A 15,495-nucleotide genomic window follows, 5' to 3' on the forward strand; every position below is an offset into this window, starting at 1 on the left:
ATAACCAAGGAGAACCCGTGAAACTCGCATCGACCTCGTCTCGCGCGCTGCGCCCGGTGGCGGCCCTCGCGGCCGCGGGCCTGCTGGCATTCGGCGCCCAGGCGCAGGACAAGCCGGTGGAGCTGAAGCTGGCGCATTGGGTGCCGCCGAACCACGCGTTGTTCAAGACCGGCTTCGAGCCCTGGTCCAAGTCGGTCGAGGCCGCTTCCAAGGGCACCATCAAGGTGAGCATCTTCCCGGCGCAGCAGCTGGGCAAGGCCGCCGACCACTACGACATGGCACGCGACGGCATCGCCGACATGACCTTCGTCAACCCCGGCTACCAGGCCGGTCGTTTCCCCGTCATCGCCGCGGGCGAGCTTCCCTTCCTGGTCAGCAAGCCCGGCCCGGCCTCCGCCGCGCTCGACGCCTGGTACCGCAAGTACGCACCCACCGAAATGAAGGACGTGAAGGTCTGCCTGGCGCACCTGCACATCGGCACCATCCACGCCAAGAAGCCCATCACCGAACCTGCCCAGATCAAGGGCATGAAGATCCGCTCGTCCAACGCCACCAACGCCGCCTTCGTGTCGCTGCTGGGCGGCACCAACGTGCAGGTCTCGGCACCCGAGGCGCGCGATGCGCTGGAAAAGGGCGTCGCCGATGCGCTGTCCTTCCCCTGGGAATCGGTGGTCAGCTTCGGCATCGACAAGGCCGTGAAGTACCACACCGACATGCGCCTGTACGCCTCGAACTTCGTCTGGGCCATGAACAAGAACTGGTACGACAAGCTCAGCGCATCGCAGAAGAAGGTCATCGACGACCACTGCAACAACGAATGGGCCGCCAAGGTCGGCGCGGGCTGGGGCGACCTCGAGGACGCGGGCCAGGGCAAGCTGGAGAAGGCGCCCGGCCACACCATCGTGAAGCTCACGCCGGCCCAGATGGACCAGTGGCGCAAGGCCGCCGAGCCGCTGTACGTGCAGTGGACGCAGAACGTCGACAAGGCCGGCGTGAGCGGCAAGCAGGCGCTCGACGAGCTGCGCAAGGAAATCGACGCACGCAAGGCCAACTGAGTTGATCAACCGCATCCTGGCGGCCACGGAAATCGTGGCCGCCTTTTTCCTGCTCGCCATCGCACTGCTCACTGCAGGCAACGTCCTGCTGCGTGATGTCTTCAGCGTCCAGATTCCCGACTGGTTCGACGGCGCGCGCATGCTGCAGGGCATCGCGCTGTTCTGGGGGGTGGCGCTGACGACCTACTACGGCAGCCACATCTGCGTCGATCTGCTCTGGGAGCACCTGGGTGCCCGCGGCCGACGCGCGATCGACCTGCTGGCCACCACCGTGGTCCTGGCATTTCTCGCGCCGATGGCGTGGATGGTCTGGGTGAAGGTCGGCAGCACCGGCACCCAGGGCACCATGGACCTGCGCCTGCCGCTGGTCTGGTTCTACGGCGTCGCCGCCGTGGGCGCCGTGCTGGCGGCCCTGCTGGCGGCCGTGCGCATCTTCTTTCTCGCCACCGGCCGGATCGAGCGGCTCGTGCCCCACCGCATCGAAGGCGTGGTCGAGCACTCCGACAACCAACCAAGCGCAAGCCCCTGATGGACCGTGATCTCGTAGCCCTGCTGGGCTTTGTGGGCATGTTCGCCCTGATGGCCGTGCGCGTGCCCATCGGCATCGCCATGGGCATCGCCGGTGTCTGCGGCTTCGCCACGCTGACCAGCTGGGGGCCGGGCATGAACCTGCTGGCCAACGTGCCGCTGTCGGTACTGACGGACTACAACCTCACCGTCATTCCCATGTTCATCCTCATGGGCGCCTTCGCGTCGCGCGGGGGCATGAGCGGCGAGCTGTTCTCCGCCGGCCGCGCCTGGCTGGGCCATTTGCGTGGCGGTCTGGCCATGGCCTCCGTGGCCGCATGCGGCGGCTTCGCAGCGATCAACGGATCGTCGGTGGCAACGGCCGCGACCATGGCGCAGGTGGCCCTGCCCGAGATGCGCCGCGCCGGCTACCACTCGGGGCTCGCGGCGGGGCTGGTGGCCGCCGGCGGCACGCTGGGCATCATGATTCCGCCCTCGGTGATCTTCGTGCTCTACGGGATCATGACCGAGACCGACATCAAGAAGCTGTTCGCGGCGGGCGTGATTCCCGGGCTGATGGCGATCGCCTTCTACTTCGCCGTGGTGCAGGTCATCAGCCGCATGCGGCCCGACCTGCTGCCGCGCGGCGAATCGCACACCTGGGGCGAGCGCTTCTCGTCGCTGCGCAACCTCTGGGCCGTGGTGCTGCTGTTCCTGTTCGTGCTGGGGGGCATCTACGGCGGCCTGTTCACCGTTTCCGAGGGCGCGGGGGTCGGCGCCACCGGCACGCTGCTGATCGGCGTGCTGCGTCGCCGTCTCGGCCTGCGGGAGATCAAGGCCGCCATGATCGACACGCTGCGGGTGTCCTCGGCCATCATGATCATCGTGGTGGGCGCGTTCCTGTTCGGCTACTTCCTCACCATCACCCAGTTCACGCAGAAGTCGGTGGATTTCCTGGTGAACCTGCCGATCGGACCGTACGGCGTGCTTGCGCTGATCGTGGTGGGCTACTTCATCCTCGGCGCCATCATGGACGAGCTCGCCATGATCCTGCTGACCGTGCCGATCGTGTTCCCCGCCATGATGCAGCTCGGCTTCGATCCGATCTGGTTCGGCGTGATCATCGTGATGGCCGTCACCTTCGGCATGATCTGCCCGCCCATCGGCATCAACGTCTTCGTCATCAACTCGATAGCGCGCGACATCACCCTGGGCGGCATCTACCGCGGCACCTTCCCCTTCCTGGCCGCCGACGTGGTGCGCCTGGTGATCGTGTGCGCATTCCCGGCCTTGTCGCTCTGGTTGCCGGGACTGCTCGATTAGCGCCGGCGCCCGCCATGCGTGAGGCGCCGCGCGCGCCGGGCGGTCAGCGCGGTGCGGGCAGAGGCCGGCCTCTCAGGCCATGAACTGCAGCGCGGCCAGTCCGGCGTAGGTGCCGCCAGCGCGCACCAGTGTGGCGTGCGTGCCTTGCTCCACGACACGGCCGTGGTCCAGCACCACGATGCGGTCGGCGCGCTGCACGGTGGCGAGGCGGTGGGCGATCACGAGCGTGGTGCGGCCCCGCATCGCCGACTCGAGCGCCGCCTGCACCATGCGTTCGCTCTCGGCGTCCAGCGCGCTGGTGGCTTCGTCCAGCAGCAGCAGCGGCGCGTTCTTGAGCATGGCCCGGGCGATGGCCAGGCGCTGGCGCTGCCCGCCCGACAGGCGCACGCCACGCTCGCCCAGGAAGGCATTCCAGCCGCCCGGCAGCGCCTCGATGAACTCGTGCGCGAAGGCCGCGCGCGCCGCGGCGAACACCTCCTCGTCGCTGGCCGCCGGACGCCCGTAGCGGATGTTTTCCATCGCACTGGCCGAGAAGATCAGCGGCTCCTGCGGCACGATGCCGATGCGCTCGCGCAGCGCGTGCAGCGCCATGTCGCGGATCGGCACGCCGTCCAGCAGGATGCGGCCCTGCTGCGGATCGTAGAAGCGCAGCAGCAGCTGGAATACCGTGGTCTTTCCCGCGCCGCTCGGGCCCACCAGGGCCACCGTCTCTCCGGGCCGGATGTCCAGGTCAATGCCGTCCAGGGCCGCAGGCTGCGGCCGCGACGGATAGGAAAAACGCAGGCGCTCGATACGCAGCGCGCTGGCTCCGCCGGCGGCGGGCAGCGGGGCAGGGCGGTGCGGTGACGCGATGGGCGAGCGCGCCTGCAGCAGCTCCATCAGGCGCTCGGTCGCGCCGGCGGCGCGCAGCAACTCGCCGTAAACCTCGCCCAGCACCGCCACGGCCCCGGCGAGGATGACTGCATAGACCACCGTCTGCCCGAGATGCCCGGCGCTGATGCGGCCGGCCACCACCGCCTGCGTGCCCTGGTAGAGCGCCCACAGCAGCAGCGCGGCCGTCCCGATGATGACGAAGGCCACCAGGAGCGCGCGGGCTCGGTTGCGCCGTACACCGGTGGCGAACGCGTGCTCCGTGGCGGCCTGGAAGCGGCGGGCCTCGCGGTCCTCGGCGGTGTAGCTCTGCACCACCGGCACGGCGTTCAGCACCTCGGCCGCGATGGCGCTGGAGTCGGCGACGCGGTCCTGGCTGGCCCGCGACAGCCGGCGCACCCGCCGCCCGAACAGCATCGCCGGAAGCACCACCAGCAGCAGCACCAGCAGCACCTGCCCCATGACCCAGGGGTTGGTCCACACCAGCATCAGCAGGGCGCCCACGCCCATCACTGCATTGCGCAGCCCCAGCGACAGCGACGAACCCACCACCGTCTGCACCAGCGTGGTGTCGGTGGTCAGGCGCGAGAGGACTTCGCCGGTCTGCGTGGTCTCGAAGAACTCGGGGCTCTGGCGCACCACGTGGGCATACACCGCGCTGCGCAGGTCGGCCGTGACGCGCTCGCCCAGCCAGCTCACCATGTAGAAGCGCGCCGCCGAGAACAGCCCCAGCGCCACGGCCACGCCGAACAGGGAGAGGAAGTGTTCGCGCAGTGCCAGCAGGCGCTCGCCGCGGTCGCTGGCGGCCATGCCCGCGTCGATGAGGCTGCGCAGCGCGAGCGGGAACACCAGCGTGGCCGCCGCCGCCATCACCAGGAAAAAAGCCGCCAGCGCGATGCGTCCCCGGTACGGCCGCAGAAAGGGCAGCAGGCCCGACAGCGAACGAGGGGCGGCACGTGGTGCGGGCGAGCGGGCGTTCGGGGCCGCGGGCGGTGACATGGCGGGCAGTGTAGCCAGCCGCCCTCCGGGTCTATATTGCCGCCATGCAGACCCATCCACTCGATGCGATCACGCGGCGCCAATGGCTGGGCGCCACCCTGGGTGCTGCCGTGCTGCCGGGCGGCAGCGCCCTCGCAGCGCGTGGCGATGGGCGGCAAGCGGTGCGGGAGCTGAGGCTTGTGGCCGCACCGGTGCAGCACGCCTTGCGCGGGCCGGCGCACCCCCCCATCACAGCCTGGGCCTACAACGGCTCGGTGCCCGGGCCGCTGCTGCGGGCCCGCCAGGGCGAGCGGCTGCGCGTGGTGCTGGACAACCGGCTGCCGCAGGACACCACCGTGCATTGGCACGGCCTGCGCGTGCCCAACGCCATGGACGGCGTGCCCCACGTCACGCAGCAGCCGGTGCGGCCCGGCGACTCGTTCGTCTACGAGTTCGACCTGCCCGATGCCGGCACCTATTGGTACCACTCGCATTTCCGCGGCAGCGAGCAGCTCGAGCGGGGGCTGCACGGCGCCCTCGTCGTCGAGGAGGCGCAGCCCCTGCGCGTCGATCGCGAAGTGGTGTGGGTGCTGGACGACTGGCGGCTCGGTCCGGACGGCGGCATCAGCGAAAGCTTCGGCAGCGCCCACGACATGTCGCATGCGGGGCGCATCGGCAATGCCGTCACCCTCAACGGACAGCGGGCACAGGACCTCGCCCTTCGCCCCGGCGAGCGCCTGCGCGTGCGACTGCTGAACGTCGCCAATGCCCGCATCTTCTCGCTGGGCTTCGAAGGCCATTCGCCGCAGGTAATCGCGCTCGATGGCCAGCCGGTCACGCCGCATGCGCCGCCCGCCGGGCGCGTGGTGCTGGGCCCCGGCATGCGCTGCGACCTGCTGCTCGACGCCATTGGCAAGCCCGGCGAGCGGCATGCGGTGTTCGACGACTTCGACCCGCGCCGGGCCTTCGACCTGCTGCACCTGCGGTATGGCAACGAGGTGCTGCGCGCGGCGCCGCCTCCGTGGCCGATCGCCTTGCCCGACAACACCGTGCCCGAGCCCGACCTGCCGCAGGCCAGCCGCCACGTCCTGCGCTTCACGGGCGGCATGATGGGCTCGATGCACCGCGCCGTGCTCGACGGTGAGTCGCTGCCGATGATGAGCCTGATGCGCCGGGGCAAGGCCTGGGCCATCAACGGCGTGGTGTCCAGCGGGCACGGCGAGGGCCATGCCCCGGCGCATGGACACGCCGACGCACCGCTGTTGAGCCTGGACAGAGGCCGCTCCTACGTGCTGGCGCTGGACAACGACACCCGCTGGCACCATCCCATCCACCTGCACGGGCACAGCTTCCGCGTCGTGCGGCGCGGCGGGCGCCCTACCGCGCATCGCGAGTGGCGCGACACCGTGCTGCTCGGTCCCGGCGAGCAGGCCGAAATCGCTTTCGTGGCCGACAACCCCGGCGACTGGATGCTGCACTGTCACGTGCTCGAGCACCAGGACGGCGGGATGATGGGCCTGTTCCGGGTGCGCTGAACCATCCCCACGCCGCAGGCACCCCTGCGCGCTAATCACTTCGAATTAGTTCGTGTGCAGCGCGCCACAAATGAGGTTCGGGCACGCCCCACGAAGCTCAGGCTCGTCCATAGAATGGCCTTCCATACGCCGGCCCCTGCCTTTCTCTATGGCCGGCGTTCCCGTCGTATTCATGGCCTTCGCGGCCTGCGGAGCTTGCGCAATGTTTCACCAAGTCACCGACAGCGCCGTCGCGCCCTGCGTCACCCGGGACGACCTCGGGGCCTTCCTGCACCACATGGTCCGCCTCGATGCGTCCGACCTCTTCATGACCGTCGGCGCACAGCCCAGCGTCAAGGTCGAGGGGCGTGTCATGCCGGTGGGCACCGAGCGCCTGGCGCCGGGAGCGGTCAAGCACTACGCGTACACCGTCATGACGGAGCACCAGATCCGCGACTTCGAGCGCGACCTCGAATGCGACCTGGCGATCACGGTCGAGGGGCTCGGGCGCTTCCGCTTCAACATGTACGTGCAGCGCGGCCAGGTGAGCATGGTCGTGCGGCACGTGCGCAGCACCATCCCGAGCATGGCCGAGCTGCGCCTGCCCCCGATGGTGGAGCGGCTGTCGATGCTGCGCCAGGGGCTGGTGCTGGTGGTCGGCTCGGCCGGCGCGGGCAAGTCGACCACGCTGGCAGCCATGCTGGAGCACCGCAACCAGCACGCGCCCGGGCACATCCTCACGGTCGAAGACCCGATCGAATACCTGCACGCGCACGGCCGCTGCATCGTGGACCAGCGCGAGGTGGGCCTGGACACGCGTTCCTTCGGCGATGCCCTCAGGCACGCCCTGCGCGAGGCGCCCGACGTCATCATGATCGGCGAGATCCGCGACCAGGAGACCATGCAGCACGCGCTGCACTATGCCGAGACCGGGCACCTGTGCGTCTCGACCCTGCACGCGAACAACGCCAACCAGGCGATCGAGCGCGTCATCAACTTCTTTCCCGACACCGCGCGCCGCCAGATCCTCATGGACCTGTCGCTGAACCTCAAGGGAGTGGTGGCGCAGCGCCTGGTGCAAGGCGTCGCCGGACGGCGCGTTCCCGCCACCGAGATCATGCTGTTGTCGTCCTACATCTCCGAGCTCATCCAGAAGGGCGAGGTCGACGACCTGAAGTCGGTCATCGCCAAGTCGGGCGAAGTGGGCATGCATTCCTTCGACCAGTCGCTCTTCGAGCTCTACCAGCGCGGCGAAATTTCGCTCGAGCAGGCCCTGGAGCATGCCGACTCCAAGACCGACCTGTCGTTGCGGGTGCGCCTGAGCGCCGGCGTGACGCCCGAAGCCCCGCCCAACCTGGCGCAACTGCGCAAGCGCCGCACGGCCGCCGGGCAGGGCTAGCCGCGCCCCGCGGCATCAGCCTCCCAGCCGCAGCCGCCCGGCATACCCGGTCATCTCCAGGTAGCCCAGGCCCACACGGCGCTCCTGCGCGTCGAGCAGTTCGGCCAAGCCTTCCCAGTACACCGCGCCGGTGGACGCGCGGCTGTCCAGTTCCTGGTTGGGCAGCAGCGCCCGCACCGTGAAGCGGCCGGCCGGGCAGGTGAGCGCCCAGCGCACCGGGTAGCGGGCGTTCGATTCCGGGCTGCTCCACCACGCCAGCGGCTCGAAGCGTGTCTCGCCGGCGGCGAAGATGCGTGCCGCGCCGCCTTGGGGGCGCCATGAGCCGCCGTCCCAGACCGTGCCGCCGTCCGCGCTCCGCAGCCGGAACGCCGTGAGCGCGCCGCCGTCCAGCAGGTTCATCCCGACCCAGTCCCAGCCCACCGCCTGGGGGTGCAGCAGTTCCTCGCTCCATTCGTGGTCCAGCCAGGCACGGCCTTGCACCTCGAAGCTGCGCTGGCGCACCCGCAGCGTCCCCGTCGCGCGCAGCTGGGGCTGGCTGTAGTAGTAGCTCGCCTGCGCCGCATCGGGCCCCTTGCGCGAGAGGCCCTGCGCCCCTTGCAGCAGCAGCGGCTGCGTGGGCTCGAAGCGCAGTGCGATGCCGAAGTCCTGCGCGGGCAGCGCAGCCAGGTAGGTGCCGTCCGGCTGGCGCACGAGCGACCAGTCGCGCAGCCGCACGCGCGTGTCGTCTTCGGCCGCCTCGGCGATTCCGAAGCCGGCGCGCGCGATGCGCTGGTCGTGCCACAGGCGTTCGGCTTCGAGGTCGCTGACCGCGGCGTGGGCGAACACGAGCTGGCGGGCGGCGAAGCGCGAATCGATCGACTGCGCCACATCGACGCGCGAGCGGAAGAACGTGACCTGGAAGCCGAACTCGCGGCCCGAACCGGCGCGGGCGTGGCCGGTGATGTACCACCACTCGGTGCGGAAATCCGGGTGGGCACCGTGGTCGCGCGGGAACACCAGCGTGCGCGGCGGCAGGGCCGTCGCCGGCATGCCGACCAGCGCCGGTGCGGCCGCTAGCCAGGCGAGTGCGCGGCGCCGCGCCACCATGTGGTCGGGGCGGCGCATCACCAGTCCTCCTTCACCGCGAGCACGGCGTCGCGGCCGGCGGCGGCCCGCCCCGAGAGCCAGGCAGTGAGCGTGCCGGCCGCCACCACCGCCCCGCACAGAAGCGCCAGGCGTGCCCAGGGCACCTGCAGGTCCATGGTCCAGTGGAAGCTTTGCGGGTTGACCACGTGCACCAGCACCAGCGCCACCGCCAGGCCAAGCAGCAGGCCGGCGAACGAACCGATCAGCGTCCAGGCCGCGCCCTCCCCAGCGACCACCGCCAGCACCTGCCTGCGCGTGAGGCCCAGGTGCTGCAGCAGCCCGAACTCCTTGCGCCGCGCCAGCACCTGCGCGCTGAAGCTGGCCGCCACCCCGAACAGTCCGATGGCGATGGCCACCGCCTGCAGCCAGTAGGTGACGGCGAAGCTGCGGTCGAAGATGCGCAGCGAGGCCGCCCGGATCTCCTGCGCGCTGGAGAACTCGACCAGGCCCTCAGCACCGGCGTGGCGATCGGCAAGCGCGCGCAGCCGCGCTCGCACCTGCGAGGCGTCGGCCCCCGGCGCCAGCCACAGCTGCAGGTCGTTCACGCGCGTGTCGCCCGTGAGGCGCCGGTAGTCGCCGGCGTCGATCATCACGGCGCCGCTCTGGCGCACGTAGTCGCGCCACACACCGGCCACGAAGAACACCGGCCCGCGCGAACCATCGATCCCGAACCCTTGCGCCAGTGCCGCAAGGGCGCCGCCGACACGCGCTCCGTGCAGGTCCACCATGGCCTCGCTCACGTACACGCCGATGCGTCCGGGCGGCACCGGCCGCAACTCGCCGACCAGCGGCAGCGACCGCGCCGGGTCGTCGCCGATCGGCCGCGCCAGCAGCACCACCGGCGGCCGCGCCGGATCGATCAGGAGGGAGCGCAGCCGCTGCGTGCCCACCCGTGCGACTCCGGGCACGCGCGCCGCTGCCTCGACGAATTCCGGGTCGAGGAAGGCGGTGTCGGCCGTGGCGCTCCCGTCCGCGGTGCGGGCGTAGAGATCGGCCGGAAGCACCACGTCCAGCCACTGCGTCACCGACGCGCGGAAGCTCGCGACCATGACCGTGAGCGCCACTGCAAGGCTCAGCGCGGCGACGACCCCGCTGACCGCGACCGCCGCCGTCTCGCGCACGCGGCGCGCGCGTTCCACTGCCAGCAGCGGCAGCAGGTGCGAGCCGATGCGCGGTGCGAGAGCGTCATAGACCAGCGCGACGGCCCAGGGCAGGGCGGTGATGCCGCCCACGAGCAGCAGCCCCACCGACATATACGCCGCCACCGGTATGCCGCCGATGGGCGGCAGCAGGGCGAGTGCGCCGCCCGCCGCGATGAGCGCCAGGCTGAGGGTGTGGCCGCGGCGTCCGCTTCCGGCCTGGCCGAGGCCCTTGAGCGATTGCGCCAGCGGCAGGCCCTGGGCCGCACGTGCGGGAAACCAGCCGCCCACCAGGGCCGCGAGTACGCCCAGGGCGGCATAGACGACGGCTGCGGGTGCGCTCCATTGCAGGCGTGGCGCGACGCCTTCGAAATAGCCGCCACCAAGATCCCCGCCCAGAAGGCGCAAGGCCAGCTGCGCCAGCGCGGACCCCAGCGCGATGCCCAGGGCACTGCCCACCACGCCCAGCACAAGCGACTCCCACAGCACCAGGCGCAGGCGCTGGCCCGGAGTGAGGCCCAGCACGCCGAGCAGGGCCAGCTGCTGCTGGCGGCGCGCCACGCTCAGCGACAGCACCGAGAACACCAGGAAGGCCCCCGTGAAGAGCGCGACCAGCGCAAGCACCGTGAGGTTCACGCGATATGCGCGCGAGAGGTTGCTCACACGCTCGGCGGCGTCGCCGGGCTCGGCCGCCACCACGCCCGGCGGCATGTCCAGCTGCGCGAGCAGCGCCTCGCGCGGCGTGCCCGCAGCCAGTCGCAGGTCGATGCGGGTCAGCTCGCCGCCGCGCCCGAACAGGTCCTGCGCAGCGCCGAGGTCCATCACCGCCGCAGGCGCGCCGGCGGCGGACACCGTGCCCGCCACGCGCAGCGGCCGCAGCGCGAGGCCGAGCTGCACCGGCAGGCGCTCGCCCGCAAAGGCCTGCCGTGCCGCCGGGTTGAGGAAAACGGTGTCGGGTGCGAAGAGGGCGAACCGGTCGGCGCCCGCCTGCGGCACGGGCATCAGGCCCGGTGCGATGCCGCCCACCACCAGCGCATCGACGCCGACGACGCGCAACGCAATGCGGCGGCCGTCAGGCGCGTTTGCGTAGGTGGCGATTTCCAGCACCGGGCTGGCGGTCTCGACGCCGGGATGCGCCGCGACGCGGGCGTAGAGCGCCTCGTCGAAGCCGCCCTGCACCGCCCGCAACTCGAGGTCGGGCTGCCCGCTGACCGAGCGCACCGCGCTCGAGAACTCGCTCAGTGCCGACGCGTTGATCAGGTGGACCGAAAAAGCCAGGCTCACGCCCAGCATCACCGCGACGACGGCAGCCGCGCTGCGCCAGGGATGCTGGCGCAACTCCTGCCACGAATAGCTGCGAAGGAGGTCGAGCATGGGCGGGAATTGTGGCTCCCGCGCGCGAGGGCCGCCGCGGCCGGCCCGACCGGCACCACTGGTGCCTGCGGCTTACGCCGTCGCCTCCATCTCACCCATCAGTTCTTCCTTGCGCGCCTCCAGCTCGTCGCGCATGGCGACCAGGTCCAGCTTCTTGGCGCTGCGGGCCTTGGGGAAGATCTCGTTCTTTTCCTCCTTCACATGGTGATCGACGTATTCGCCGAGCACCGTGACCTTGGCATCGAACATCTCGTCGGCCTCGCCCATTTCCTGGATCTGCGCGATCAGGTCCTTGGCGCTCTGGTGCTCGACCTCCGCTTCGGCCAGGAGGTCACCCTCCTTGATCGTGCGGCGCAGCGCGGGATAGAAGATCTCCTCCTCGATCTGCGTGTGCACGGTGAGCTCCATGCAGATGCGGCGTGCCAGGTCCAGCTTTTTCTGTCCGGCGCTGCGGGCGCGCGACTGGGTGAGTTCTTCGAACTCCTTGAACATCTTCTTGACCGCCCGGTGATCGGCGTCGAGCAGATCGCAGGCGTCCTTGGAACGGGTGCTGGGCATGGAATTCTCCTGAATGGGCCGCCATGATCTCGGGCGTATCCGGCGCGCCGCGTAGGAAAAGGCCGGTTGTGGCTGCCGGAAGCGCGAAGGACCCGCGCACGCCGGCCGGCGTATGCGGGTCCTTCGCAGGCGTGTCACGCCCTAGCAGGCGCGGCTCGGTCAGTTGCGGTCGGCGCGCATGCGGGGCTGCTGGCGCATGTCGGGCTCGGGCATCGCGGGGGCCTGCGCCACGGGCTCAGGCTGGCGCGTCGGTTCTGCCTGCACGATCACCGGAGCGGGCTCGGTGCGTTGCGGCTCGGGCTGCACCACGACGACCGGCGGCTGCTCGGCCGCGGCGCCCATGGTGGCGGTGGGTTCGACGACCGCTGCCAGGGGCACCAGCAGCACCCGCGGTTCGGTCACTTCGCTCACGCCGGTCTCGCCCATGGGCGTGCCGTGGACGCTTTGCTGGCCTGCGCCGATGGCCGGGTTCGCGACGTCGGCGTCGGGCGGCACGGACTGTGCCATGGCAACGCCCATGGTGGTGGCGGCCGAGATGCCGAGAATCATTCCCAGCAGTTTGGTGGTCTTGGACATAGTGGGCTCCTTGTCTTTCGGTGCAGTTTGGAAGTCGCCGACCGGCGATCGATGTGATCGGTCGGCTTGCACGGAAGACTAGGCCCCGACGCGATGCCGGGCGCCCGGCGTCCACCCTGCGCGGCTGTCGGACGAGGGCCCCGCGGCCTTGCGGGCCCGTCCGAGGCTAGCGTGAGGGTTCCAGGCCCCGGGCTGTCAGGCGCAGGATGCGGTCCGCGCGGGCGGCGGCGGTCTCCGAGTGCGTCACCAGCACGAGCGCGGCGCGGTGTTCGCGGGTGCGCGAGATGAGCAGGTCCATCACGCGGGCGGCTGTGCCCGGGTCGAGATTGCCCGTGGGCTCGTCCGCCAGCAGCAGGGCCGGCCGGTGCACCAGCGCGCGGGCGATCGCGACGCGCTGCAGCTGCCCACCACTGAGCTGCTGCGGCAGGCGCGTGCCCAGTCCGTCGAGGCCGGTGGCTTCCAGCATCTCGCCGATCCGCGCGCCGCGTTCGGCGGGCGCGACGCCGAGCAGCAGCAGGGGCAGCCCGACGTTCTGGGCCACGTCCAGGTGGGGCAATACGTGAAAGGCCTGGAACACGAAGCCGACCAGGCGCCGCCGCAGCAGTGCGCGCTGCGCATCGTCGGCGTGGCCGAGGTCGTGGCCGCACAGTGCCACCTGCCCGGCATCCCAGTGGTCGAGCCCGGCCAGGCAGTTGAGCAACGTGGACTTGCCGACGCCCGATTCGCCGACGATGGCGGTGAAGCTGCCGGGATCGACCTGCAGATCGACCTGGGAAAACACCGTCGTCTCGGCATAGTGCTTGGCCAGCCCGGTGACCCGGACGACAGGCGACGAGGGTGCCGCGTGCGCAGCCTGCGGGTTCATGGCGTCACCCCCGGGGCGCAGCGTCGCACCGCCGCCAGTACCTGGGCGATGGCGTCGTCCGCCTGGCAGTCGATCACCTGCCGCTGCGGCATCGCGCGCAGCCACGTGAGCTGGCGCTTGGCGAGCTGGCGGGTCGCGGCGACGGAGCGCTCCTCGAGCGCCTGCAGCGGCGGCGCGGCTCCGCTGTCGCAGGCGTCCAGCCATTCCCAGGCCTGTCGGTAGCCGACGCAGCGCATGCTGGGGAGCTGCGCGCACAGCTCGGGACGCCGGCGCAGGGTGCGTACCTCGTCCAGGAAACCGCCCCGCAGCATCTGCTCGAAGCGCAGCGCGATACGCTGGTGCAGCCAGCTTCGCTCGCGTGGCTCGAGCGACAGCAGCAGCGCGGGCGGCGTGCCCTGCATCGCGCCCGCACCGCCGCCGTCCGCGTGCCAGGCACTCAGCGGCCGCCCCGACACGCGGAAGACCTCCAGGGCGCGCTGGATGCGCTGCGCGTCGTGGGGCGCGAGCCGGGAGGCGGTGATGGCATCGACACGCGCGAGCTCGGCGTGCAGGGCGGGCCAGCCCTGCGCGCGCGCCTCGCCTTCGAGCGCCGCGCGCACCTGCGGGTCGGCGGCGGGCATGGCAGCGAGCCCTTCGAACAGCGCCTTGAAGTACAGCATGGTGCCGCCCACCAGCAGCGGCAGCGCGCCGCGTGCGTGGACCTGCGCGATGGCACGCCGCGCGTCGGCGACGAACTCGGCGGCGCTGTAGTGCTCGCTCGGCTCGCGGATGTCGATCAGGTGGTGGGGGACCGCGGCGCGCTCGGCCGGGGTCGGCTTGGCGGTGCCGACGTCCATGCCGCGGTAGACCAGCGCCGAATCGACGCTGACCACTTCGAGCGGCAGCGCCCGGGCCAGGGCCAGCGCGACCGCCGTCTTGCCGCAGGCCGTGGGCCCGGCCAGCGCGATGAAGTGCGGCGTGCCTGGCTCAGGCACCACGCAGCTCGCCATGGCGACGCACCAGGGTCCACGCCACGAGGGCGATGCAGGCACTCCAGAACCACACGCCGAGCGCCAGCGGGAACACGGTTCCGGCGGGTTGCAAGGCGATCCAGCCGCCGGTGGCGAAGGCCACCACCATCATCAGGAACCCGTTCAGCGCCGACGCGGCGCCGGCCGCCTTGGGGAACGGGGCGACGGCGCCCGTCTGGCCGCAGGGCTGGTGCACGCCGTGCGCGAGCATGAAGAGCCAGAAAGGCAGCAGCAGGGCCCAGGGGCTGCGCACGCCGGCCAGGGCGAGTCCGCCCAGCAGGGTGCCTGCCAGCAGGGTGAGTGCGCCGGCCCAGGCCACCGCCCGCCGCACGCCCAGGCGCGGCAGAAGGCGTCGGCAGGCGAAGGTGCCGCCGATGTAGACGAAGGACACCGAGAACATGGCCAGCCCGTACTGCGTGCCGCTCAGGCCGAGCACGCCGATGAAGACGAAGGGCGAGGTCGCGAGGAACGTGAACAGCCCGGCGTACGAGCTGACCGACAGTGCCGAGCCGGCGACGAAGCCGGGGTGGCGAAGGATGGTCCACCAGGTGCGCGCCAGGGTGCCGGGGTGCAGCGGCGCACGCCGCTGCGGCGGAAGGGTTTCGGTGAAGCGCAGGGCGACCAGCACCATCAGCGCCGCGCCGCAGGCCGCCAGGACGGCAAGCGCCCAGCGCCAGCCGAGGTGGTCGGTCACCCAGCCGCCCAGAGGCGCGCTGATGCAGGCGATCACGCCCAGGCCGGTGAGGGCCTGCGACATGGCGCGTGCGCCGAGCTGCGGGGCGTAGAGATCGCGCACGATGGCGCGCGCGCCCATCACCGCCGCCCCCATGGCGGCGCCCTGCACGGTGCGCCACGCCACCAGCGCGTCCATCGAAGGGGCGAGGGCGCAGGCCACCGACGCGGCCGTGTACGTGGCCATGCCGGCCAGCAGCACCGGGCGGCGTCCGAAGCGGTCCGCCAGCGGCCCCCACACCAGCTGCGAGATGCCGAAAGCCAGCAGCAGGGAGGTCAGGGTGAGCTGCGCCTGGCCGGCCGATGCGCCGAAGCCGGCCGTGAGCCCGGGCAGGGCAGGCAGGTAGAGGTCGGTGGTGAGCGGCTGCAGGCCGAGCATCAGCGAGAGCAGGAGCACGACGAGCGCCGGGCTCATCGTGCCGCCTGCGCCGGGTGCGGCCGGGGACAGGGCGGACATCCACTCGAGGGTA

General features: G+C 71.2%; 13 protein-coding genes. 5 read left to right on the forward strand and 8 right to left on the reverse strand.

Annotated features, from left to right (window positions below; all coding sequences use genetic code 11):
- Window positions 1-17: 17 nt before the first annotated feature.
- The 3 genes from WG922_RS15280 to WG922_RS15290 are packed head-to-tail and all read left to right on the forward strand — an operon-like array spanning window position 18 to window position 2,885.
- Window positions 18-1,055: a TRAP transporter substrate-binding protein gene (locus tag WG922_RS15280; protein ID WP_340283593.1), complete on the forward strand. Its 1,038-nt coding sequence runs from the start codon at window positions 18-20 to the stop codon at window positions 1,053-1,055.
- Window position 1,056: 1 nt separating this feature from the next.
- The gene (locus tag WG922_RS15285; protein ID WP_340283594.1) at window positions 1,057-1,584 is read left to right on the forward strand and encodes a TRAP transporter small permease; all 528 of its coding nucleotides are present in this window, start codon (window positions 1,057-1,059) and stop codon (window positions 1,582-1,584) included.
- Window positions 1,584-2,885, forward strand: a complete 1,302-nt coding sequence (locus WG922_RS15290; protein WP_340283595.1) for a TRAP transporter large permease — start codon at window positions 1,584-1,586, stop codon at window positions 2,883-2,885. The genes WG922_RS15285 and WG922_RS15290 overlap by 1 nt, the downstream gene beginning before the upstream one ends.
- Window positions 2,886-2,957: 72 nt before the next feature.
- On the opposite strand, the gene WG922_RS15295 is transcribed toward WG922_RS15290, so the two are convergent.
- Window positions 2,958-4,754, reverse strand: coding sequence for an ABC transporter transmembrane domain-containing protein (locus WG922_RS15295; protein WP_340283596.1), 1,797 nt, complete (start codon window positions 4,752-4,754; stop codon window positions 2,958-2,960).
- A 44-nt stretch (window positions 4,755-4,798) separates the two neighbouring features.
- On the opposite strand from WG922_RS15295, the gene WG922_RS15300 reads away from it, so the two are divergent.
- Window positions 4,799-6,268 carry a multicopper oxidase family protein gene (locus tag WG922_RS15300; RefSeq protein ID WP_340283597.1) on the forward strand — a complete coding sequence of 490 codons (1,470 nt, stop codon included), beginning with the start codon at window positions 4,799-4,801 and terminating at the stop codon, window positions 6,266-6,268.
- Between the two features lie 202 nt (window positions 6,269-6,470).
- Window positions 6,471-7,646 (forward strand): PilT/PilU family type 4a pilus ATPase, encoded by a 1,176-nt coding sequence (locus tag WG922_RS15305; RefSeq protein WP_340283598.1) that lies wholly within the window; start codon window positions 6,471-6,473, stop codon window positions 7,644-7,646.
- 15 nt (window positions 7,647-7,661) lie between these two features.
- Here the strand turns inward: WG922_RS15305 and WG922_RS15310 are convergent, their stop codons facing one another.
- The 7 genes from WG922_RS15310 to WG922_RS15340 form a co-directional block, all read right to left on the reverse strand.
- Window positions 7,662-8,750: a lipocalin-like domain-containing protein gene (locus WG922_RS15310; protein ID WP_340283599.1), complete on the reverse strand. Its 1,089-nt coding sequence runs from the start codon at window positions 8,748-8,750 to the stop codon at window positions 7,662-7,664.
- The gene (locus tag WG922_RS15315) at window positions 8,750-11,284 is read right to left on the reverse strand and encodes an ABC transporter permease (protein ID WP_340283600.1); all 2,535 of its coding nucleotides are present in this window, start codon (window positions 11,282-11,284) and stop codon (window positions 8,750-8,752) included. The genes WG922_RS15310 and WG922_RS15315 overlap by 1 nt, the downstream gene beginning before the upstream one ends.
- Before the next feature lie 72 nt (window positions 11,285-11,356).
- Window positions 11,357-11,842 carry a hemerythrin domain-containing protein gene (locus tag WG922_RS15320; protein WP_340283601.1) on the reverse strand — a complete coding sequence of 162 codons (486 nt, stop codon included), beginning with the start codon at window positions 11,840-11,842 and terminating at the stop codon, window positions 11,357-11,359.
- 159 nt (window positions 11,843-12,001) lie between these two features.
- On the reverse strand, window positions 12,002-12,418 hold the full coding sequence (locus tag WG922_RS15325; RefSeq protein ID WP_340283602.1) for a hypothetical protein: 417 nt from the start codon (window positions 12,416-12,418) through the stop codon (window positions 12,002-12,004).
- Between the two features lie 166 nt (window positions 12,419-12,584).
- Entirely contained in the window at window positions 12,585-13,283 is a 699-nt protein-coding gene (locus tag WG922_RS15330) for an ABC transporter ATP-binding protein (RefSeq protein WP_340283603.1), read from the reverse strand.
- Window positions 13,280-14,272, reverse strand: a complete 993-nt coding sequence (gene miaA, locus WG922_RS15335; protein WP_445322839.1) for a tRNA (adenosine(37)-N6)-dimethylallyltransferase MiaA — start codon at window positions 14,270-14,272, stop codon at window positions 13,280-13,282. Before miaA ends, WG922_RS15330 begins: the two co-directional genes overlap by 4 nt.
- Window positions 14,250-15,482, reverse strand: coding sequence for a multidrug effflux MFS transporter (locus tag WG922_RS15340; RefSeq protein ID WP_340283605.1), 1,233 nt, complete (start codon window positions 15,480-15,482; stop codon window positions 14,250-14,252). Before WG922_RS15340 ends, miaA begins: the two co-directional genes overlap by 23 nt.
- Between the last annotated feature and the right edge of the window lie 13 nt (window positions 15,483-15,495).

It is taken from the genome of Ramlibacter sp. AN1015 (assembly GCF_037726105.1).
Taxonomy (GTDB): Bacteria; Pseudomonadota; Gammaproteobacteria; order Burkholderiales; family Burkholderiaceae_C; genus Ramlibacter.